The sequence below is a fragment of the Microbacterium sp. KU4F genome (assembly GCF_056868075.1).
Genome location: NZ_CP200324.1, coordinates 286,101 through 307,476, shown reverse-complemented (window position 1 = coordinate 307,476; position 21,376 = coordinate 286,101). Strand labels below are relative to the sequence as shown.

At 68.5% G+C, this 21,376-nt stretch carries 17 protein-coding genes, 2 tRNA genes and 2 pseudogenes; 6 read left to right on the top strand and 15 right to left on the bottom strand.

Going from position 1 to position 21,376, the window contains the following annotated elements; all coding sequences use genetic code 11:
- Positions 1-26: 26 nt before the first annotated feature.
- Positions 27-1,265, top strand: a complete 1,239-nt coding sequence (locus tag AC1VNH_RS01555; protein WP_483109585.1) for a beta-ketoacyl-[acyl-carrier-protein] synthase family protein — start codon at positions 27-29, stop codon at positions 1,263-1,265.
- 133 nt (positions 1,266-1,398) lie between these two features.
- Here the strand turns inward: AC1VNH_RS01555 and AC1VNH_RS01550 are convergent, their stop codons facing one another.
- Positions 1,399-1,902, bottom strand: coding sequence for a DUF3145 domain-containing protein (locus AC1VNH_RS01550; RefSeq protein WP_483109584.1), 504 nt, complete (start codon positions 1,900-1,902; stop codon positions 1,399-1,401).
- A 240-nt stretch (positions 1,903-2,142) separates the two neighbouring features.
- On the opposite strand from AC1VNH_RS01550, the gene AC1VNH_RS01545 reads away from it, so the two are divergent.
- Positions 2,143-3,771 carry an MFS transporter gene (locus AC1VNH_RS01545; RefSeq protein ID WP_483109583.1) on the top strand — a complete coding sequence of 543 codons (1,629 nt, stop codon included), beginning with the start codon at positions 2,143-2,145 and terminating at the stop codon, positions 3,769-3,771.
- A gap of 39 nt (positions 3,772-3,810) precedes the next feature.
- Here AC1VNH_RS01545 and AC1VNH_RS01540 read toward each other — a convergent pair whose 3' ends face one another.
- The 4 genes from AC1VNH_RS01540 to AC1VNH_RS01525 form a co-directional block, all read right to left on the bottom strand.
- Positions 3,811-4,770 (bottom strand): D-alanine--D-alanine ligase family protein, encoded by a 960-nt coding sequence (locus AC1VNH_RS01540; RefSeq protein ID WP_483109582.1) that lies wholly within the window; start codon positions 4,768-4,770, stop codon positions 3,811-3,813.
- Positions 4,771-5,925 (bottom strand): alanine racemase, encoded by a 1,155-nt coding sequence (gene alr / locus AC1VNH_RS01535; RefSeq protein ID WP_483109581.1) that lies wholly within the window; start codon positions 5,923-5,925, stop codon positions 4,771-4,773. It lies immediately after the preceding gene.
- Between the two features lie 80 nt (positions 5,926-6,005).
- A tRNA-Ile gene (locus AC1VNH_RS01530) sits at positions 6,006-6,079 on the bottom strand.
- A gap of 14 nt (positions 6,080-6,093) precedes the next feature.
- Entirely contained in the window at positions 6,094-7,089 is a 996-nt protein-coding gene (locus AC1VNH_RS01525) for a DMT family transporter (RefSeq protein ID WP_234072981.1), read from the bottom strand.
- A gap of 44 nt (positions 7,090-7,133) precedes the next feature.
- Here AC1VNH_RS01525 and def point away from each other — a divergent pair, with 44 nt between their 5' ends.
- The gene (def, locus tag AC1VNH_RS01520; RefSeq protein WP_483109580.1) at positions 7,134-7,700 is read left to right on the top strand and encodes a peptide deformylase; all 567 of its coding nucleotides are present in this window, start codon (positions 7,134-7,136) and stop codon (positions 7,698-7,700) included.
- A gap of 3 nt (positions 7,701-7,703) precedes the next feature.
- Here the strand turns inward: def and AC1VNH_RS01515 are convergent, their stop codons facing one another.
- From AC1VNH_RS01515 to dusB, 6 genes and pseudogenes are all read right to left on the bottom strand, one after another.
- On the bottom strand, positions 7,704-9,116 hold the full coding sequence (locus tag AC1VNH_RS01515) for an SPFH domain-containing protein (protein WP_483109579.1): 1,413 nt from the start codon (positions 9,114-9,116) through the stop codon (positions 7,704-7,706).
- A 223-nt stretch (positions 9,117-9,339) separates the two neighbouring features.
- Positions 9,340-9,412 (bottom strand) — tRNA-Asn (locus AC1VNH_RS01510).
- A 52-nt stretch (positions 9,413-9,464) separates the two neighbouring features.
- Entirely contained in the window at positions 9,465-10,235 is a 771-nt protein-coding gene (locus AC1VNH_RS01505; RefSeq protein ID WP_483109578.1) for an ATP-binding cassette domain-containing protein, read from the bottom strand.
- A gap of 32 nt (positions 10,236-10,267) precedes the next feature.
- The gene (gene dnaG, locus AC1VNH_RS01500; RefSeq protein ID WP_483109577.1) at positions 10,268-12,121 is read right to left on the bottom strand and encodes a DNA primase; all 1,854 of its coding nucleotides are present in this window, start codon (positions 12,119-12,121) and stop codon (positions 10,268-10,270) included.
- Positions 12,121-13,498 (bottom strand): annotated as a pseudogene (locus AC1VNH_RS01495) (deoxyguanosinetriphosphate triphosphohydrolase). The gene dnaG and the pseudogene AC1VNH_RS01495 overlap by 1 nt, the downstream one beginning before the upstream one ends.
- Positions 13,470-14,631: pseudogene (dusB, locus tag AC1VNH_RS01490) on the bottom strand (tRNA dihydrouridine synthase DusB). Before dusB ends, AC1VNH_RS01495 begins: the two co-directional pseudogenes overlap by 29 nt.
- Positions 14,632-14,682: 51 nt before the next feature.
- Here dusB and AC1VNH_RS01485 point away from each other — a divergent pair.
- Positions 14,683-15,186 (top strand): glutathione peroxidase, encoded by a 504-nt coding sequence (locus tag AC1VNH_RS01485; protein WP_483109576.1) that lies wholly within the window; start codon positions 14,683-14,685, stop codon positions 15,184-15,186.
- A 1-nt stretch (position 15,187) separates the two neighbouring features.
- Here the strand turns inward: AC1VNH_RS01485 and AC1VNH_RS01480 are convergent, their stop codons facing one another.
- Positions 15,188-15,862 carry a DsbA family oxidoreductase gene (locus AC1VNH_RS01480; RefSeq protein WP_483109575.1) on the bottom strand — a complete coding sequence of 225 codons (675 nt, stop codon included), beginning with the start codon at positions 15,860-15,862 and terminating at the stop codon, positions 15,188-15,190.
- A 237-nt stretch (positions 15,863-16,099) separates the two neighbouring features.
- Between AC1VNH_RS01480 and AC1VNH_RS01475 the strand changes: the two genes are divergently transcribed.
- Positions 16,100-17,134 (top strand): PIG-L family deacetylase, encoded by a 1,035-nt coding sequence (locus tag AC1VNH_RS01475; RefSeq protein WP_483109574.1) that lies wholly within the window; start codon positions 16,100-16,102, stop codon positions 17,132-17,134.
- Between the two features lie 7 nt (positions 17,135-17,141).
- On the opposite strand, the gene AC1VNH_RS01470 is transcribed toward AC1VNH_RS01475, so the two are convergent.
- Both AC1VNH_RS01470 and recO read right to left on the bottom strand, forming a co-directional pair.
- Positions 17,142-17,945: an isoprenyl transferase gene (locus AC1VNH_RS01470; protein ID WP_483109573.1), complete on the bottom strand. Its 804-nt coding sequence runs from the start codon at positions 17,943-17,945 to the stop codon at positions 17,142-17,144.
- Complete coding sequence (gene recO, locus AC1VNH_RS01465) at positions 17,942-18,670, bottom strand: DNA repair protein RecO (protein WP_483109572.1); 729 nt, start codon at positions 18,668-18,670, stop codon at positions 17,942-17,944. The genes AC1VNH_RS01470 and recO overlap by 4 nt, the downstream gene beginning before the upstream one ends.
- 35 nt (positions 18,671-18,705) lie before the next feature.
- Here recO and AC1VNH_RS01460 point away from each other — a divergent pair, with 35 nt between their 5' ends.
- A complete protein-coding gene (locus AC1VNH_RS01460; RefSeq protein WP_243227991.1) occupies positions 18,706-19,407 on the top strand; it encodes a trimeric intracellular cation channel family protein in 702 nt (233 codons plus the stop codon).
- Between the two features lie 103 nt (positions 19,408-19,510).
- On the opposite strand, the gene leuA is transcribed toward AC1VNH_RS01460, so the two are convergent.
- On the bottom strand, positions 19,511-21,268 hold the full coding sequence (gene leuA, locus AC1VNH_RS01455; RefSeq protein WP_483109571.1) for a 2-isopropylmalate synthase: 1,758 nt from the start codon (positions 21,266-21,268) through the stop codon (positions 19,511-19,513).
- Positions 21,269-21,376: the final 108 nt, after the last annotated feature.

Here is a 21,376-nt window from a genome sequence, read left to right as displayed (position 1 = left end):
CCGCCACCCCGACTCGGAGACCGAACATGAGCACCGCCCGCATCGTCGTCACCGGCATCGGAGCCTCCTCCCCCCTCGGAGGAACAGCACCCGAGAGCTGGTCCGCCCTGCTGAACGGAGAGTCCGGCACCCGCACTCTCGAGCACGACTGGGTGGAGCAGTACTCCCTCCCGGTGACCTTCGCCGCCGAGGCGAAGGTCCGCCCCGAGGATGTGCTGGAGCGGCCGATCGCCAAGCGCCTCGACCCCTCTTCTCAGTTCGCTCTCATCGCGGCCAAGGAGGCCTGGGCCGACGCCGGCGCGCCGGATGTCGCCCCGGAGCGTCTGGGCGTCGACTTCGCCACCGGCATCGGCGGCGTCTGGACCCTTCTGGACGCATGGGACACCCTGCGGGAGAAGGGCCCTCGTCGCGTCATGCCGATGACGGTCCCGATGCTCATGCCCAACGCTGCGGCCGGCAACCTGTCGCTGCACTTCGGCGCCCGCGCATTCGCCCGCACCGTGGCCAGCGCGTGCGCCTCCAGCACGGAGTCCATCGTCAACGCGATCGAGCACCTCCGCGACGGGCTCGCCGACGTCGTCATCGCCGGCGGAACCGAATCGGCCATCCACCCCATCACGATCGCATCGTTCGCCTCCATGCAGGCGCTGTCCAAGCGCAACGACGATCCCGCCACGGCATCGCGGCCGACCAGCATCGACCGCGACGGCTTCGTCATGGGCGAGGGCGCCGCGGCGCTGATCCTCGAGACCGAGGAGCACGCTCGCGCGCGCGGTGCGAAGATCTACGCGTACGTCGCCGGCGGCGGCGTCACGGCCGACTCGTACCACATCACCGCCAACGATCCTGAGGGCGCCGGCGCTGCGCGGGCGGTGGAGCTCGCGCTCGCGATGGCCGACGCATCCGTCGACGACGTGACCCACATCAACGCGCACGCCACGTCGACGCCCGTGGGCGACCCCAACGAGTACACCGCCCTCAAGGCGGTCTTCGGTGACCGCATCGACGACATCCCCGTGTCGGCGACCAAGGCGTCCACGGGTCACCTTCTCGGCGGCACCGGTGCGCTCGAAGCGATCTTCACGATCCTCGCGATCAGCGAGCGGCAGGCACCGCCCACGATCAACATCACCGAGCAGGACCCGGCCGTGCCCTTCCGCGTGTCGGGTTCGGCTCAGCCGCTGGGCTCCGGCGACCAGCTCGCGATCAGCAATTCGTTCGGCTTCGGCGGTCACAACGCCGTCGTCGCGTTCTCGAACGTCTGACCCTCGCGTCGAAAGGCCCGGAGAGCAAACGCTCTCCGGGCCTTCGTCGTATCGGGCGGCGGTGCGCCTTCCCAGCGCCGGGACGAGGTCGACCGGCATCCGGTAGCAGCGCTCCCGCCGCCCGAGGTCTTGGTCAGCCGACCTTGTGCAACCACACCACCGGGGCCTCGTCGCCTGCCTGACGGAACGGCTCCAGCTCTTCATCCCATGCGCCACCGAGGGCGACGCTGAGCTCACGCTGCAGTTCCACCGCGTCGCCCGCGGCGATCTCCATCGCGTAACGGATACGGTCTTCGCCGATCACCACGTTGCCCGCGCTGTCTGTCTGCGCGAAATGCACTCCGAGGTCCGGCGTATGCATCCAGCGACCGCCGTCGCTGCGCGCGCTCGGATCTTCGGAGACTTCGAAGCGCAGATGCTCCCACCCGTGCATCGCGCTCGCGAGGGCCGCACCGGTGCCGTTCGGGGCTTCCCAGTAGAACTCTGCGCGCCGGCTGCCAGGCAGCACCGGCTGATCGGACCACTCGAAGTTCACGGCACGCCCGAGGACGCGCCCGACGGCCCACTCGAGGTGGGGACACAACGCCCGTGGCGCCGAGTGGATGAAGACCACTCCGCGCGCCATGTGTGCAGCCATTCTCTCTCCGATCATCAGGTGCGTCTTCCCCTACGACCTGACTCGGCGAACGAGCTGTGGATATGCGGTTGTCCCGGCCATTATCTCCGGCGCACCTGAGAATCACAAGTCTGTAACTCTCTGGATGTCTGCATCCCGTCGAGCGTGTCGAGCGTTCTTTCGTCAGCTGTCCTGCGGGTCGGACCGGATGACGCGCTTTGCTGGGTGCGTGTCCGGCATCGGACGCAGGAAAGGCAACGCATGATCGAGGCATCCGACCCGGCAACCGTTCCCGCGCCGCCGACGCGAGTGGGAACACTGGCGCCTCTCACCGTGCCGGCGTTCCGCGCGTTGTGGATCGCCGCCCTGATCAGCAACATCGGCAGCTGGATGCAGACGGTCGGGGCGCAGTGGTTCCTCGTCGAGCAACACAGTTCGCCGTTGCTCATCGCCCTCGTCCAAACGGCGAGTGCCGCGCCCGTGCTTCTGCTCGGCATCCCCGCGGGCGTGATCGGCGAACTCCTGAATCGACGGACCCTGTTGATCTGGGTTCAGGCCACACAGGTGGTCATCGGGGGCGCGCTGGTCGTTCTCACGATGAGCGGTGAGATGTCGCCCTATCTGCTGCTCGCGTTGACCCTCGTGCTCGGAGCGGCGTCCGCTGTGCAGCTGCCCGCGTACGGCGCGATCTCCGCTGAGATCGTTCCGACGCCCTTCATCCCGAACGCGGCTTCGTTGAGCTCGATCTCAGTGAATGTGGCCCGGGCGATCGGTCCCGCCATCGCGGGCGCCCTGGTCTCGCTCCTGGGTGTGGCGTTCGTCTTCGCGCTGAACGCCGCATCCTTTGCCGTCTTCCTCGTGGTCCTGTTGGCGTGGCGAGGCTATCGCCCGTCACCGCACGGTTTTGAACCCTTCCTGGATGCGACACGAGCGGGTGTGCGCTATGTCCGCAACGCGGGGATCATCCGCGCGCTCTACCTGCGCCTCGGGCTCTTCATCGTTCCCGCCTCGGCGCTGTACGCGCTTCTCCCGCTCCTCGCGACGCAACGACTGGGATTGGATGCGACGGGCTACGGCGTGCTGCTGGCCGGCGTCGGTGCGGGTTCGATCGTGGGCGCTTTCACGATGCCCCGACTACGGGACGCGATCGGCGTGAACCGTACCGTTCTGCTGTGCGCCCTCGTGTTCGGGGTCAGCATGGTCGGTACCGCCCTGTCACCGTGGCCGGTCCTGAGCGTCGTCGTCCTCGCCATCGGCGGTGCCGGCTGGATCGGGGTGATCGCAACGCTCAACGGAGCCGTGCAGTCCTTCCTGCCCACGTGGGTGCGCACGCGCGGGCTCTCGATCTATCAGATGGTGCTGTTCGGCTCGACAGCGGCCGGGTCCGCGCTCGCCGGCGCCGTGGCCGGCTGGACCGGGTCGGTCACGGCCTGCCTCGGGGCGGGTGTCGTCGTCGTGCTGGTCGGGCTGAGTCAGCTGGCCCTCCCTCTGGCCGCGACGGCACACATCCCCCGCGGTCGCGGCGCGCTTCCCCTGCCGCCCCTCGAGCTGGACGGCGACATCGATGAGAACGCGCAGACGCTGGTGCTCGTGCGCTACCGGGTGGACGACGAGCACCGGGCCGAGTTCCTCACTCGGATGGCGCTCGTCGAGCACAGCCGGCGGCGAACCGGGGCACGCAGCTGGACCCTCTACACCAACAGGGAGCAGCCCGGCGTGCTTGTGGAGGCCTTCGACGTCGGAAGCTGGCGAGAGCATCTGAGCCAGCATGCCGAGAGGCTGACGGGCTACGACGAGCAGGTCATCCACGATGCGCAGATTCTCGCGATGTCCGTCGACACCGAACATCTCATCGCGACGGGCGCGGCGCCGCTCGCCCCGCGAGCGTAGGTCATGACGCCGACAGCACTCCGTCGGCGTTCACGTCGTTCACCGCGCCACGGCTGCGTCGAGCAGCTGATCGATCAGGGCGGTGTAGCCGACCCCGACGGCGGCGAACATGCGAGGCACCTGCGAGTGCTCGGTCAGCCCCGGAGTGGTGTTCACCTCGTTGAGCACGACACCACGCCCGGTGACGAAGAAGTCGAAACGTGCGACACCCGCGCATCCGAGTGCGTCGTAGAGACGCACCGCGTCCCGCTCCAGCACCTCCAGTTCGTCCGAGCTCACACGCGCGGGGATGATGAACGGTGCGCTGCCGTCGTACTTCGCTGCGTGGTCGAACACCGAGCGCTCGGCGACGGCGATCTCGAGCGGCTCACCGACCCGCAATGAGCCCGAGCGCCCGCGGAAGACGGCGATATCCACCTCGCGTCCGGTGATGAAAGGCTCGACCAGCACGCTGGCTCCGGCGCAGCGGGCCCGTTCGATCGCGACCGCCAGGTCCGCCGCATCGGAGACCAGCGAGACCCCGTTGCTCGACCCGCCCGAGGTCGGCTTCACCACGAAGGGCGCGGCGAGGGGAACGGTCGAGACCTCATCACCCGGCTCGATGAGGATCCCCGGCGCCGTTGCCACCCCGAGGGCACCCGCGACGAGCTTCATCGCCCATTTGTCCATCGCCAACGCGCCGGCACGCACCGGCGAGCCCGCGAACGGGACGCCCAGCATGGTGAGAAGTCCGGCGATGGCGCCGTCCTCGCCGTTCACCCCGTGCAGCGCCGGGAACACGACGTCGCAGCCGTCGAGAAGTCGGACGGCGTCAGCGGGCGTGAGCGATCCGCCGACGCCTCGCCACTGCCCTCCCCGATCGATGGTCAGCTGGCAGACATCGTCACCCAGTTCTCGCGCCGCACGCGCCACCGCGGCGGCCGACGCGAGCGACACCTCGTGCTCGTCGTTCGCTCCGCCGCCGATGACGGCGACCCTTCGCTGCCGGAGTGTGGTCATTCACGGTTCCCTTCGATGTGCGCTGCGGTGCACGCGTGAGACGCGTGCACCGATCCGCGTGACGATCTCGTGTTCGATGGTGTCCGACCATCTCGCCCAATCCGACACGGTGGGCTCTCCCGCATCCCCCGGACCGAAGAACGTCACGGTCTCCCCCGGGGTCAGTACGTCGTCGCCGGTGTCGATGACCGCCATGTCCATGGAGATGAGGCCGACGATCGGACGACGGCGACCCCGAACGAAGACCTCGGCCCGGTGGGAGGCCGCGCGCGGCAACCCGTCCGCATACCCCAGCGGGAGCAGCGCCAGGTGGGTAGGGCGGTCGGTGGTGAAGCGGGCGCCATAGCCCACGCTCACATGCGCACCGACACGTCGCGCGCTGATGACCGGCGCGTGCAGCGAGAGCGCGAAGCGCAGCTCGTGCGAGGTCTGCGAGGGGTCGATCCCGTACAGGCCCGCGCCGATGCGGTGCAGGTCATGGTCGCCGCCGACCCCGGTGATGGTCGCCGCCGTGGCCGCGAGATGCGTGACGGCGGGCGCCAAGCCCCTGTGCCGGGCACTGCGGATCGCGGCCCCGAAGAGAAGGCGCTCTCGGAGGTTCTGGGGGTCATCAGGACGGTCCGCGCACGACATGTGGCCCATGACGCCGATGACCTGCACGCGCCCGTCGTGCTCGGCCACCCGGGCGAGTTCGCACAGGCTCCGCCACTCGGATGCGGGTGCGCCGTCGCGGCTCATACCGAGATCGACGTGCAGGTGCACACGGGCGCGGCCGTCAAGGCGATGCGCAGCGCGTGCGATGGCATGCAGCGCCGCGACGCTGGCCACGCCGAGGTCGATGCGCTCCGACACGGCCGATGCGAAGTCGGCATCGATCGCATTCAGCCAGCTCAGGATCGGGACGGCGGCACCGCCTCGGCGAAGGGCGAGTGCCTCGTCGATCGACGCGACCCCCAGCGAGGTCGCACCCTCCTCGACCACCGCAGACGCGACGGGACCGTGCCCGAACGCGTCTGCCTTCAACACCGCCATCAGCCGGCCGCGCGTCAGACGGGTGAAGTACCGCGCGTTGGCTCGGATCGCATCCTCATGCACCCGCAACTCGGCTCCGGGCAGGCCGGCCGTGCCATCGGAGAGTTGCGGGGCGTGCGGCACCCTGAGAGTCAATCCACAAGCTCGTCACAGCGCCGTATGGAGTTTCGGATACGTCCGCGATAAGCGCGATCCGTCATGTGTAGGGCGGGTGGGACTTGAACCCACGATCGTCGGGTTATGAGCCCGCTGCCTTGACCAGCTTGGCCACCGCCCCCTGTGGCGAAAAGCCTATCGCGGCGGCGCGGTGTCTCCGCGGCTGCCTCGCTGCAGGGGCAGTTCCTGACTGTCGCTGATGACCTGCGGGTGGTTTCGGGTCAGCGAGAACACGCCGTAGACCGCGATGAGACCGGCCACGACGAAGCCCGCGATCGCCCAGGCCCCTGCGGTCGCCGCCTCCTGGAGGATGACGAGACCGATCACGACGGCGACGATGGGGTCGATGACCGTGAGCCCCGCGATGACCAGGTCGGGCGGCCCCACCGAGTACGCGGTCTGCACGAAGTACGCACCGAGGGTGACCGCGACGAGCAGACCCACGATGCACAGGATCGAGAGCCAGCCGAAGTCGCCCTCCTGGATGTTCTTGATCACGACCTTCGCGAGGGTGGCGACGAACGCGTACAGCACTCCCGCCGCGACGATGTAGAAGAGCGGACGCGCGTGCTTGCGCATCCACAGCCACCAGGAGAGGGCGGTCAGCACCACCACGACCGCGAGAAGTCCGAGGATCGTCAGGAGCTCCGACTGCGAAATCGGCTGCTCCGTCGCGACGAAAGCAGCAATGGTGACGAAGATGAGGATGCCGCCCACACACGCGATGATCGAACGCACCGACGCCTTCGTCGGCTTGTGTCCGGAGATCCTCGCATTCAGCAGCGTCGTGATCACGAGGGACACCGCCCCGAGCGGCTGAACCAGGATCAGCGGCGCGAAGGCGAGAGCCGTCAGCTGACAGGTGATCCCCAAGCCGAGCATCACGGTCCCCGCGACCCAGGACGGCCGCCTGAGCAGCTGGAGGAGCTGACCGCCGCTGAGCCCGCTCGCACCAGACGCGTTCGCGAGGCGCTCGACCTTGACGACACCGCGGTGCTGATACTGCGCGCCGAGCGACATGAACACCGCACCCAGAAGGGCGATCGGGATGCCGATCAGGATGCCCGGGTCGCGGAACACACCGACGAGGTCGTTGGCGACATCGTTCAGGATCACTTCCGCTGGGAGCACCCTATGACCCTAACCTCAGGCGTGCGCTCGGTAGGCTCAGACACGTGGCTGTCCTTCCGATTCGCATCATGGGCGATCCCGTCCTCCACTCCCCCGCCGCCCCCGTCGAGGAGGTGACCGACGAGATCCGCTCCTTGGTCGCCGACATGTACGAGACCATGGACGCCGCGCCCGGCGTCGGTCTCGCCGCACCCCAGGTGGGCGTGGGCGTGCGCATCTTCACCTACACCTATCAGGACGACGAGGGCGCCGAGTGGCGCGGCGAGATCATCAACCCCGAGCTCTGGATGACACCGCTCATCCCCGGGGAACCCGACGAGGACGAGGAGTCGGAGGGCTGCCTCTCCTTCCCAGGCGAGCGCTTTCCGCTGCGCCGCTCGGAGCGAGTCCGCGTGACGGGAACCGACCTCGAAGGCCGTCCGGTCTCGATCGAGGTCGACGGTTGGCGCGCCCGCATCCTCCAGCACGAGTTCGATCACCTCGACGGAATCCTGTACATCGATCGCCTCAGCGACTCGGACTGGAAGACGACGCAGAAGATCGCACGCAAGCGCGGATGGGGACGCCCGGGAGCGTCCTGGCTCCCGGGCGTCGACGACCTCGAGGGCTGAGCCTCACGCTCCTTCAGGCGACGCGTCGTCGGCCGCTGTCGACGACGCGGGCGGGGTGCGCCGAGCCTGCGGCGCCGCGGCCTGGAGCTGCTCTCCCATCGCCTGACCGACGACACGGCCCTGGATGATCTCCGCGAGGTCGAGGCCGGTCGCGACCTTGACCGCATCGAAGGTGGCGCGCAGGCCCTGTGCCGACTCGGCCGCGAGGTGGCTGCTGGCGCCTTCTCCGCCGAGGACGGTGACGGAACCGACCTTGTCGTACCCCTTCGCGAACTCGGCCATCATCGGGACGAGTGCCTCGAGAGCGCGCTGCGCGAGCAGCGCCTGCTGGTTGCGGCTGAGCGCCTCAGCCTCGGCCTGGATCGCCGCGGCACGCGCCTCACCCTCGGCACGGACCGCGTCGGCCTCCGCGTTGGCACGCAGTCGCGTGGCGGCCGCATCCTGCTCGGCGATCTGCGCCTGAGCCTGCGCCGCCTTGACCTTGGCGTACGCGTCGGCATCGGCCGCGCGCTCACGCTCGTAGAGGTTGGCGTCGGCGACCTTCTTGATGTCCGCATCCAGTCGCGCCTGCTTGTTCTCTGCTTCCTGGAGCAGAACCGCCTGCTGCCGCTCCGCACGGGCGAGAGCCTCTGCCTGCTCCGCCTCGGCATTGGCGCGGCCGACCTCGGCCTGCGCGGCTGCCGTGTTCTTGTCGAGCGCGGTCTGCTCGATCAGGTTGGCCTCCTGCGTGGCGATCTGACGGGCTCGGATCTCGCGCTCGGCGTTGATCTTGGCGACCTCCGCCTCGCGCTTCACACGCTCGACCTCGGTCGCGCCGAGAGCCGAGATATAGCCGTTCTGGTCGGTGATGCCCTGGATCTGGAACGAGTCCAGGATCAGGCCCTGAGACGACAGATCGCTCTTGATGCCTTCGGCGATCTGGTCAGACAGCCGCTGACGATCGCGCATCAGCTCTTCGACCGTGAGGGTCGCGACGACGCCGCGAAGTGCACCTTCGAGCTGTTCGGTCGTGAACTGCTCGATGGCCTTGTCCTGCGAGGCGAAGCGCTCGGCCGCACGGCGGACGGATTCGGGGTCGGAGCCGATCTTTACAAGAGCGACGCCGCTGACGTTGACGGTCACGCCGTTGGAGGACTGCGCCGTCGGCTCCATCTTGATCTGACGCGCACGCAGGGAGATCATCTCACCGCGCTGAGTAAGCGGGTTCACGATCGCACCGCCGCCGGTGATCACCGTGATGCGCGAGTCGCCGCTCGTGCTGCGCTGCTTCTTACCGACGATCACGAGAGCCTCGTCGGCCTTTGCCACCCGGTACCAGGCGCGAATCAGGATCAGCACGATGACCAGAACGACGATCAGCACGATTCCGCCGACGATGGCCAGCAGCCCCATTGCTCCGAGTGCGGCGATATCCATGTGCATCCTTCCGGTCGCGGCGACGGACGCCTCACCCCGAAGCGTCTCCCCCTCACCCTATCCAGCGGCTATGCCCGCACCGAGCCGGTTGTGGACGAGCGCAGCAACCCGGTACGCGGACGCGCACGCTGCTGTCGCGACCGGTCAAGAGGGCATGAAAAAAGACCCGGGGTGGAAGCCCGGGTCTCAGGTGAGAGCTGCGGTAGATAACGCAGTACTCTCGCTCCCCGGCTTGGACTCGAACCAAGAACCTATCGGTTAACAGCCGATTGCTCTGCCAATTGAGCTACCGAGGAATGCTGTCCTTCTTGCGAAGGCAACCCCCCTATCGTAGCAAACTCCGAGGGCTCACGACGACACGAGACGACGATCGGCCGACGATGAGGGCGTCCACTGCATCTTCTTCACGCCGTGCCCGAACCCCACCGCATGCCCCGCCTGCATCACGAGCACGTCGGCATCGAAACTCGCGAGCGTCTCCGCCTCGTTCGCCACGAGCAGCAGAGACGTACCGCGTTCCCGGCGCCGCGCCTCGAAGGCGGTACGCACCAGTTCCCGCCCTTCGACGTCGAGGTTCGCCATGGGCTCGTCGGCCACCACCAGACGCGGATCGAGCACGAGTGCTCGGGCGATCGCGACCCGCTGGCGCATCCCCGAGCTCAGCTCGTACGGAAACTTCGACGCAGCTCCGATGCTCAGACCGAGCTCGTCGAGCAAGGTCACCACCCGGAGCTCGAGTGCACGGGCATTCACCCGCCGCGCACGGCTGGTGACCGGTTCCGCCACGATCTCGGCAACAGTCAACCGGGGTGGCAGCTGGGCGCCGTCCTGCTGCCCGAGGTAGCCCGCGAAGACCGGGACGGCGCGACGGCGGCGGCCGCCGTGCCGCACGGACACCCCTTCGACGACGGCGTCACCGCCGACGACGTGGACGCCCTCGTCGGCGTGCCCGGCCAGCACCGCCGCAAGCGTCGACTTCCCGGAACCCGTGGAACCGACGAGGATGAGGGCGGCTCCGCGCTCGAGCCGGAAGGAGATCCCGTCGATCACACGCTCTTCGCTGCCGGCGTGAGCGAGCGAGATGTCGCTGCAATCGATGCTGAGCGCGGGCTGATCCATGGAGTCATCCTGCACGCTGAGCGTCCGAATCGCTACTGATCAAGGGTCAGCCGCAGTCGCGCCGCATCCAACTCGCGCAGCCGCAACCGTACCTCTCGCCCCTCCGGTGAATCGGGTGCGAGACGCTGGATGTCTCCCACCAGCTGATGTTTCTGCCGGTCGATGGCACGCAACCGGATGCGCAGGGCCAGGTCCCGGGCGGAGATCACCGCGTGCTCCTCGTCGCGCGCCGGAAACTCGCCCGTCAGCAGCTCGGCGGCCAGCGAGCGGTACGGCTCCCTCACGGCGTCCACGGCCGCGGCCGCCCATCCCGGACGAGAGTGGTCGGGAACCGCGGCGATGCTCGAGCGCACCACCTCCAGCGCGGGATGCTGGAACGTCTCGTCGAGCGCCGCGCGCAACTCTACGGGGTCGAGACGGTGCCCGTACTGCAGGAATCCCATCACTGCGTCGCGCTCCAGATCGGCGGAACGCGGCAGCGAGGCCAGCGTGACGCGCACCGCCGGCGGCAGTGGCGCATCGGGCTGGGCAGCCGGGGCGGCTGCGGGCTCCGGTGCGCCCGCGGCGCGCGCCCGCTGGCGAGCCACCTCACGGTGGACGTCCTTCAGATCTTCCCCGAGCCGGCGCGCGAGGACGTGCTCGTAGCGCCGGCGGAGCGGCTCGTCGCGGATCTCCGCCAGCAGGGGGGCTGCGAGGTTCAGGCCCGCGAGTCGACCCTCGACCGTACGCAGGTCGAGGCCGGCGAGTCGCTGGTCGATGACGAACTCGAACATCGGGACCTTGGTGTCCATCAGGGCGCGCACCGCGCCGTCACCGCGGGCCAGCCGCAGATCGCACGGATCGAGATCCGCCGGCCCCGCGGCCACGAAACTCTGCACGTTGGCCGTGCGCGTCTCGGCGAAGGCGCGCACCGCCGCCTTCTGTCCCGCCGCATCCGGATCGAAGGTGAAGACGATCTCCGCGGCCGCGTCGTCGCCCATGATGCGGCGCAGCACCTTCATATGGTCGGCGCCGAACGCCGTGCCACAGGTCGCGACCGCCGTGGTGAGCCCGGCCAGGTGGCACGCCATGACGTCGGTGTAGCCCTCGACGACGATGACCCGACGCTTGTCGCCGCGAGCGATGTCTCGCTTGGCGAGGTCGATGCCGTAGAGCACCTGCGACTTGCGATAGATCGGCGTCTCGGGCGTGTTGAGGTATTTCGGGCCCTTGTCGTCCTCGAGCAGGCGTCGCGCACCGAAGCCGAGCACCTGACCGGTGACATCGCGGATGGGCCAGACGACCCGACCGCGGAATCGGTCGTAGACGCCGCGCTGACCCTGCGACACGAGGCCCGCCGTCAGCAGCTCCTCCTTGGTGAAGCCTTTCGCCGTCAGCGCGTCGAGCATTCCGGACCAGCCCGGCGGCGCGAATCCGACACCGAAGTGCGCGGCGGCGCCCGCATCGAAGCCCCGCTCGCCCAGGAAGCGGCGTCCGACCTCCGCCTCGGGAGTCAGCAGCTGCGCCCGGAAGAACTCGGCAGCCGCGGCATTCGCCGCGTAGAGACGGGCGCGTCCGGACGTCTCGGGCGCAGCCCCACCCTCCTCGTAGTGGAGCGAATATCCGATGCGTCCCGCGAGACGCTCGACCGCCTCCGTGAACGTCAGGTGATCCATCCGCCGCAGGAACGTGTACACGTCGCCGGACTCGCCGCATCCGAAGCAGTGGTAGAAACCCACCTGCGGTCGCACGTGGAAGCTGGGACTCTTCTCATCGTGGAACGGGCACAGGCCCTTGAGCGAGCCGACGCCCGCGGACTTCAGCGCGACGCGCTCCCCCACGATGTCGGCGATGTTCGTGCGGGCCTTCACCTCCTCGACGTCGGCCTGCGCGATGCGCCCCGGCATCAGAGCCCCTCGAGGGGCTCGGGAAGGGCGTACAGGGAGCGAGCGATGGTTCGTCCTCCCGGCATCCAGACGTCGAGGGTCTCGGTGTCTATCTCGCCGACGAGCCGGTGGTGCCAGCCGAGTGCGAATCGGTCGGTCAGACTCGCCACCTGGTCGACGATCACCCGCCGACGTGCGCTGTCGTCGTCCGCACCTGCGAAATCCTCCGCGTGCAGGGCGTCGAGATGCTCCGGCGCCTCCCACAGGGCCGTCGCGAGCCTCTTCAGCAGACGTCGCTGCTCCCGGTAGAGCTCCTTGCGCCCCTCGATCGTCACGACGAACGCTCCGATCGTGCCTTTGAGTACGGCCATCTCGGCCTCGACCACGCGCGGAACGACGACGTGGCCGTTGTACCTCGTGAGCGCCGGCGCGTCGTACGCCTCGCGCGTCGCAGCAGTCGCGGCGCGCGCGAAACGGCCGATCAGGTCGGAGGTGAGGTTCTTCAGCCGCGCGTGCGCCGCGCGGGTGCCGTCGAAGGACGCGATCCACTCCGGCAGGCTGGTGAGGCGGTAAAGCGCATCCTCGAGCTCGTCGCGCGTGAAGTCGTAGCCGACCCACGTCTGGATGGCACTCAGCAGCGCCGTGTGCTGACGCGGGTCCGAGAGGCGGCCGGGATCGAGATATCCGTTGATGACGGCGTCCTCGAAGTCGTGCACCGAGTAGGCGATGTCGTCGGAGAGGTCCATGACCTCCGCTTCGATACAGCGGACCCGTCCCGGCGCGCCCTGACGCATCCAACGGAAGACCGGCTCGTCGTCGGGATACACACCGAACTTCAGCCGCCCGCCCGGATCGGGCACGGGGCTGTCGATCGTCCACGGATACTTGCAGGTCGCGTCGAGGCTCGCGCGCGTCAGGTTGAGCCCGTAGCTGTGGCCGTCGTCCGAGATCACCTTCGATTCGAGGCGGGTCAGGATGCGGAGCGTCTGGGCATTGCCCTCGAAACCACCGATGTCCTCGGCCCAATCGTTGAGCGCACGCTCGCCGTTGTGTCCGAACGGCGGATGGCCGAGGTCGTGACTCAGGCATGCCGTGTCCACGACGTCGGGTGCGAGCTGCAGGGCGGTTGCCAGCCCGCCCCACCTGCGCGACCTCGAGCGAGTGCGTCAATCGGTTGCGCGCGAAATCGGCCGGGCTCGCGGGAGAGAGCACCTGCGTCTTGGCCGCCAGGCGGCGCAGCGAGGCGGAGTGGAGGACTCGAGCGCGGTCGCGGGCGAAGTCGTCGCGCTGCGAGCGGTGCTGCTCCGCGTAGAAGCGTTCGGCGTCGCTCGCCTCATACCCGTCGGGGCGCGTCCCCGTCACGGATCGTTCAGCCGCCACTGTGGTCGAGCTCCGCATCCGCCAGCGCGCCGGCAGCATCCGTTGCCAGCTTCTCGAGTGTCGAGCCATCCCTCGGGAAGCGCCGGGCGCTTCGGCGTACCCGCCCGGCCGCGCTGGCCCTCCGCCGCTTCACCCGGATAGGGCGCGTCGAACTCCAGCGTGCCGAGGAGGTCGTCGATCTCCTGCAGCGACGACGCCGTCGCCAGCCGCGCGCGGATGTCGCCTCCGACGGGATACCCCTTGAAGTACCAGGCCACATGCTTGCGGATGTCCCGGCATCCGCGGTCCTCGTCCTCGAAGAACTCCACGAGCAGCTCCGCGTGACGGCGAAAGGCGTCCGCCACGAAGCCGAGCGTCGCATCGACGGGCTGCGTACCGGCACCGCCGCCGAACGCGCGCGCCAGGTCTCCGAAGAGCCACGGGCGCCCGAGGCAGCCGCGCCCCACCACGACACCGTCGCAGCCGGTCTGCTCGACCATCCGCACGGCATCCTCCGCCGACCAGATGTCGCCGTTGCCCAGCACCGGCACGCTCGTGATGGTCTGCTTCAGCGTCCCGATCGCGTCCCAATCGGCGTTGCCCGAGTAGAACTGCGAAGCTGTGCGCGCATGCAGCGCGATCGCCGCGACCCCCGCGTCCTCCGCGATACGGGCGGCATCGAGGTAGGTGAGGTGATCGTCGTCGATGCCTTTGCGCATCTTCACGGTCACGGGGATGTCGCCCGCGCCCTGCACGGCCGCGCGAACGATGTCGCCGAACAGTCCGCTCTTCCACGGCAGCGCGGCTCCGCCGCCCTTGCGGGTGACCTTGGGAACGGGGCAGCCGAAGTTCAGATCGATGTGGTCGGCGCGGTCCTCGTCCGCGAGCAGCCGCGCAGCCGCTCCCACCGTCGCCGGGTCCACTCCGTAGAGCTGCACCGAGCGCGGTGTCTCGGACTCGTGATGGCGGATGAGGCGCATGGTCGTGTCGTTGCGCTCCACCAGGGCGCGCGAGGTGATCATCTCGCTCACGTAGAGGCCTGCGCCGTACTCGCGGCACAATCGGCGAAACGCCGTGTTCGTGATGCCGGCCATGGGGGCGAGAACCACCGGCACCTCGACCTCGATGGGGCCGAGCCGCAAGGGACGCGCGGGGGCGATTGTCGTGGTCACCAAATCATTCTCCCAGACCGAGGGGCTGCGCGGCGGCGTACTGTAAGGCGCATGAGCGCGACCACCGCCGAAGACCTCCGCAGCATCCCCTTCACCACCGCAGACGGCAGCCAGAAGACCCTCGCGGAGTACGGACAGAACGTCCTCATGATCGTCAACGTCGCTTCACGCTGCGGGCTCGCCCCGCAGTACGAGCAGCTCGAGGAGCTGCAGCGCACCTACGGCGAGCGGGGATTCACCGTGCTCGGATTCCCCTGCAATCAGTTCATGGGCCAGGAACCGGGATCCGTCGAGGAGATCCTCGAGTACTGCTCGATGACATGGGGTGTGACGTTCCCGGTGAACGACAAGGTGAAGGTCAACGGCCCGGGCGCGGCTCCTCTGTACAAGGCGCTGAAGCGCGCGAAGGACGAAGAGGGCAAGCGCGGTCCGATCCTCTGGAACTTCGAGAAGTTCGTGCTCACGCCCACCGGAGACGTGCACCGGTTCCGCCCGACGGTCAAGCCCGACGATCCGGCCATCGTCGAGGTCATCGAGCGGAACCTGCCCGCCTGAGTCAGGCCGTCTCGGCGCCCTGTCGCTCCGCCCACACCTGGCGGGCGATCTGCGCGAACGCCTCGGGCGGCTGTGCTCCGCTCACCCCGTAGCGCTCGTCGATCACGAAGAACGGCACGGCGTTGATGCCGTACGCCGTCGCCTGTGCCTTGTCGGCCTCGACGGCATCGAGATAGCGGTCGCTCTCCAGCGCCTCACGCGCCGCATCCGCATCCAACCCCACCTCGGCCGCCAGCGTCACGAGGTCGTCGACCCGACCCACGTGGTGCCCTTCCACGAAGTAGGCGGCCATCAGACGCTCGGTCATCTCCCGCTGCAGCCCCTGCTCCTTGGCGAAGTGCAACAGCTGGTGCGCCAGCACCGTGTTGGTGTGCTGCAGCTTCTCGAAGTGGTAATCCAGGCCCGCCTCGGCCGCGACTCCGGTGACACGATCGAGCATCTGGCGAACCTGGTCGTGCGGCATCCCCTTGTACTCCGCCAGGAAGTCGACCTCGTTCCCGTGGAAGTCGACCGGCGTGTCGGGCGAAAGCTCGTACGAGTGGAAGGTCACCTCCACCCGCGGGGCGTCCTCGTCATCCGCGGTGGCCTTCAATCCGGCCTCGAGATTGCGCTTGCCGATGTAACACCACGGGCACGCGATGTCACTCCACACGTCGATACGAATCGGGTCTGTCATGACGGGAGCAACGGCGGTTCGGCCCTCACTATTCCGACGCCCCGGCAACCGGGAGCGACGAACGCTGAGAAGGTGTGAAGAATGACCGTGTGAACGCGGCCCGCTGTGCGAGACTGCTGATGGCTGCCGTGGGGGTATGCCGGCACCTGAGCAACATGGGGAAAGTACGTGGGGACCCGAACCCCGGCGCGTGACGCGCGCCACGCACGACGACGACGTCGCCGCACCATCGTCTGGGTGAGCTCGCTCATCGCCATCCTCGCGGTGGGCGCGACCACCGCGGCGGCCGTGGTCCTGCCGCAGCTGCCGCCGTCGTTCCCGTTCGCGGCCGAACCCACGCCCAGCGCGTCACCCACGGTGGTCCACTCGCCGGATCCGGCGCCCCTGCCCACGCCGGTCGAGACCCCCGATGCTCCCCCACCGCCCCCCGCCGCACCGACCTCCCCACTCGCACTCCCGTGCGACACCACAACCCTGATGTCGGTGTGGGCACACCAGGACGACGACCTGATCTTCGCGAACCCGTCACTGCAAGAGGCCGTGAGCAACGGCGAATGCGTCCGCACGCTGTATCTCACCGCCGGCGACGCCGGCAAGGGGACGAACTACTCTCGGTCTCGCGAACTGGGCATCCTCCGGGCGTACAACACCATGCGCGGCGCGCAGGCGTTCTGGGACGAGACCAGCGTGACCACGCTGTCCGGCGCGCATGTCACGATCTTCTGCCGGCAGGGCGACCCCAAACTCAGCGTCGCGTTCCTGCGCCTCCCCGACGGCGGTCTCGACGCGGGCGGATTCGTCGCCACCGGCCACGGGAGCATCCCGCAGCTCGAGTCCGGCGCGATCCCGGCGCTGGCTCCCATCGACGGCGGCCCGCCGCTCAGCGCCGCAATGTTGCAGCAGACCGTCGCCGAAGCCATCACAGCCTGGGCACCCACCCGGCTGTTCACCCATGTCCCGGCGAACTCTCCCTTGACCCAGGGCGATCATCCCGACCATGGCGCGACGGGGGCGATCGTGCGGGCTGCGGCGCAGAGCGTCGGCTATCCGATCGACGCCATCAGGTACTTCGTGGGGTACCCGTCCCAGAATCTGCCCGTCAATCTCAGCGGCGACGTCCTCAACCACAAGGTCGACACGTACCGCGTCTACGCGAAGGAGGACCCGGTGATCGCCTGCGCCGACAACACCGCCTGCCTCGCCCGCAAGGGATTCGGCGCGTGGTTGCAGCGCTCCTACCCGAAGACGGACGCGGAGCTCGGTATCGGCTGAGCCCGCGTCACGCGCGCGGCGCGTCGACCGCGCCGCCGAAGCGGCGATCGCGTCCCAGGTACAGGTCGATCGCCCGCCACAGATCGCGGCGTCCGAAGTCGGGCCAGAGGGTGTCGAGGAACACGAACTCGGCGTAAGCAGACTCCCACAGCAGGAAGTTCGACGTCCGCTGCTCGCCGCTGGAACGAACGAACAGGTCCACATCCGGCATGTCCGGCTGATAGAGCCGACGCTGAACGAGCTTCTCCGTGACGGCGGACGGTCGCAGGCGCCCAGCCGCGACGTCATCCGCGATCGACCGCATCGCGTCGACGAGCTCGACCCGGCCGCCGTAATTCACGCACATCGTCAGTGTCAGCACCGTGTTGTCGCGCGTGAGCTCTTCGGCGTACTGGAGCTCTTTGATGACCGAGCCCCACAGCCTCGGTTTGCGTCCTGCCCACCGCACCCGCACGCCCCACTCGTTGAGCTGATCGCGGCGACGGTGCAGCACGTCGCGGTTGAACCCCATCAGAAACCGCACCTCGTCGGGCGAACGGCTCCAGTTCTCGGTCGAGAACGCATAGACCGAAAGGTGGGTGACGCCGGCCTGAATCGCGCCCGCGACCACATCCAGGAGCGCCGCCTCGCCCGCCTTGTGCCCCTCGACACGGGTGAGTCCGCGGCCGTTCGCCCACCGACCGTTGCCGTCCATCACGATCGCCACGTGACGGGGAACCGCGCCGCGCTGGTACGCGGGCGGGTACTCCCCCGTCCAATCGACGGGTCGATACGGCACCGCATCCCGGTGTGTGTAGGGCTTCGGACTCATCGGGCTCTTTCCACGTGGGACAGGGATCGGATGCCGCGCTCGAGGTGCCACTGGGCGTAGGCGGCGACGAGCCCGGAGGCGGAAGCGTGCGTGCGCTCGGTCGCAGCGTCCACGCTGGGCCAGTCGCCGGTCAGCAGCGCACGGAGATGGCCCGTGGTCTCGACATCGACACGCGCTGATCCCGCGGGCGCGCAGGAGGGACACACCATGCCGCCGGACTGCGCGACGAACGCGCCGTGCGGCCCGGGCGTCCCGCACCGGGCGCAGTCGTCGAGGCCCGGAGCCCAGCCCGAGAGGGCGAGAGCGCGCAGAAGGTAAGAGTCGAGGATGCTGCGCGGCGCGTGATCGGCTCGAGCGAGAGCCCGCAAGCCTCCCACCAGCAACAGATAGTGCGACGAGGACGCCTCCGCATCGCCGAGCCGGTCAGCCGTCTCAGCCATCGCGCTCGCGGCAGTGTAGCTGTCGTAATCGGCGGCGATGTCGGCACCGTAGGTGCCCAGCGACTCGGCCTGCTGAACGATGTCGAGCGAACGCCCCGCGTAAAGCTGAACGTCGGCGACCATGAACGGTTCCAGCCTCGCGCCCAGCCGAGACGACGTGCGGCGCACGCCCTTCGCGACGGCGCGGATCTTGCCGGTGCGGCGCCCGAGCATGGTGACGATCCGATCCGCCTCACCCAGTTTGTGGGTGCGCAGGACCACGACTTCGTCGCGATAGGTGGGCACACTCGATTATCCCGCGGAGCAGAGACAATGGATGCGTGACCGAGCCGCTCTTCGTGATCCCTCTCTGGGCCGATCTCACCGCCGTCGCCCTCGGAGGGGTCCAGGGCGCGCTCTTCGCATCCGGATTCCGCGGACAGCGCCGGCTCGACCTCCTCGGCGTCGCCATCATCGGCATCCTGTTCGGCATGGGCGGCGGTCTGATCCGCGACCTCCTGCTCGGGGTCGCTCCTGCCACCCTGCAAAGCGACTGGTACCTGCTCACGGCCATGGCCGCATCCCTCATCGGCATGCTGCTCGCGGGCCTGTTCCAGCGCCTGAACCGGGTCATCGTCTCGCTCGACGCGTTCGTCATCGGGCTCTTCGGCGCCTTCGGCACGAGCAAGGCCCTCGCTCTGGGGCTGCCGGTCGTGCCCGCCGTGTTCGTCGGCGTCTGCGCCGCTGTGGGCGGCGGAGTACTCCGTGACGTCATCATGGGCCTGCCGGTGGCCATCATGCACGTGGGATCGCTCTACGCCGTGGCCGCGGCCGCCGGCTGTGTCGTGCTCGCGACGCTCGATGCCTTCGGCGTGAACCTCGTCGTCGCGGCGATCGTCGGCATCGCGGTGACGACCATCATCCGCATCCTCGCCGTGATCTTCGATCTGTCCCTCCCGGAGCAGCGGATGCTGTACCGCCGCAAGGTCGCGGTGGAGACCGCCGCGATCCCGATCGTGCGCCCCGCCGCCGAGCCCGAGTAAACGACCGCGAGACTGCACCCTCGCCACGAGATCACGGGTACTACCCGTGATCTCGTGCGGGAGATGCAGTCTCGCGGTGGTGGGATGGGGACGGGATGCGGGATCAGGCGCTGGCGACCAGCTCGCGCTCGCGGGTGCGGATCGCGCGGTTCACGCTCGAGACGACCGCCTTGAGGCTCGCCGTCGAGATGTCGCCGTCGATGCCGACGCCCCACAGACGCTCGCCGTCGACCTGCAGTTCGACGTAGGCCGCCGCCTGAGCGTCGCCTCCGGCGCTCATCGTGTGCTCGACGTAGTCGTAGAGCGAGATGTCGAAGCCGCGGGAACGCAGCACCTCGAGGAAGGCCGCGATGGGGCCGTTACCGTTCCCGACCGCGTCTTCGACCGTGTCGCCGTCGCGCAGACGCACGTTCAGCTCGACGTCGCCGGTCATCTCGCTCGAGGTCCGAGTACCGAGCAGCTCGAAACGGCCCCAGCGTGCGTCCTCGGACTCAGACGGCAGGTACTCGTCCGAGAACACCGACCAGATCTGGTCGCTCGTGACCTCGCCGCCCTCGGCGTCGGTCTTGGCCTGCACGACACCGGAGAACTCGATCTGGAGCTTGCGGGGCAGATCCAGCGCGTGGTCGGTCTTGAGCAGGTACGCGACCCCGCCCTTGCCCGACTGCGAGTTGACGCGGATGACGGCCTCGTAGGAGCGACCCAGGTCCTTCGGGTCGATGGGCAGGTAGGGCACGGCCCACTCGATCTCATCGACCGAGACCCCGCGCGCCGCGGACTCGGCGGCCATCGCCTCGAAGCCCTTCTTGATGGCGTCCTGGTGCGAGCCGCTGAAGGCCGTGAAGACGAGGTCGCCCGCCCACGGGCTGCGCTCGGGAACCGGCAGCTGGTTGCAGTACTCGGCCGTGCGCTTGATCTGATCGATGTCGCTGAAGTCGATCTGCGGGTCGATGCCCTGCGTGAACAGGTTGATGCCCAGGGCGACCAGGTCGACGTTGCCCGTGCGCTCGCCGTTGCCGAACAAGCAGCCCTCGATGCGATCGGCGCCGGCCATGTAGCCCAGCTCCGCCGCGGCGACGGCCGTACCGCGGTCGTTGTGCGGATGCAGCGAGATGATGACGTTCTCACGGTGGTTGAGGTTGCGCCCCATCCATTCGATCGAGTCGGCGTAGACGTTCGGGGTGGCCATCTCGACCGTGGCGGGCAGGTTGATGATGACCTTGCGCTCGGGCGTGGGCTCCAGAACCTCGAGCACGGCGTTGCAGATCTCGGCCGCGAACTCCAGCTCGGTGCCCGTGTAGCTCTCGGGCGAGTACTCGTAGTACACCGCCGTCTCGGGGATGCGCTTCTCGTACTCGCGGCACAGCCGCGCACCCTCGAGCGCGATGTCGATGATGCCCTGCTTGTCGGTGCGGAACACCACCTCGCGCTGCAGCACGCTCGTGGAGTTGTACAGGTGCACGATCGCCTGCTTGGCGCCGGCGATGGCCTCGTAGGTGCGCTCGATCAGGTGCTGTCGCGCCTGCGTCAGCACCTGGATGGTGACGTCGTCGGGAATGAGGTCCTTCTCGATCAGCTCCCGCACGAAGTCGAAGTCGGTCTGGCTCGCGCTCGGGAAGCCGACCTCGATCTCCTTGTAGCCCATGCGCACGAGCAGGTCGAACATGACCCGCTTGCGCTCGGGACTCATCGGGTCGATCAGCGCCTGGTTGCCGTCGCGCAGGTCGACCGCGCACCAGCGCGGAGCTTCCGTGATGCGCTTCGAAGGCCAGGTGCGATCGGGCAGGTCCACGCGGATCTGCTCGTGGAAGGGACGGTACTTGTGCGTCGGCATGCCGGACGGCTTCTGAGTGTTCTCCATGGCTGCTTTCCTCGTCGGATGATGCGGGCCGTCGACGAGCTCCGCGACGAGAAGGGCCCTAGAACGAGGTCTCGTCGCGGCGACTAAGGAGAAGCACGGCCGCGCGCA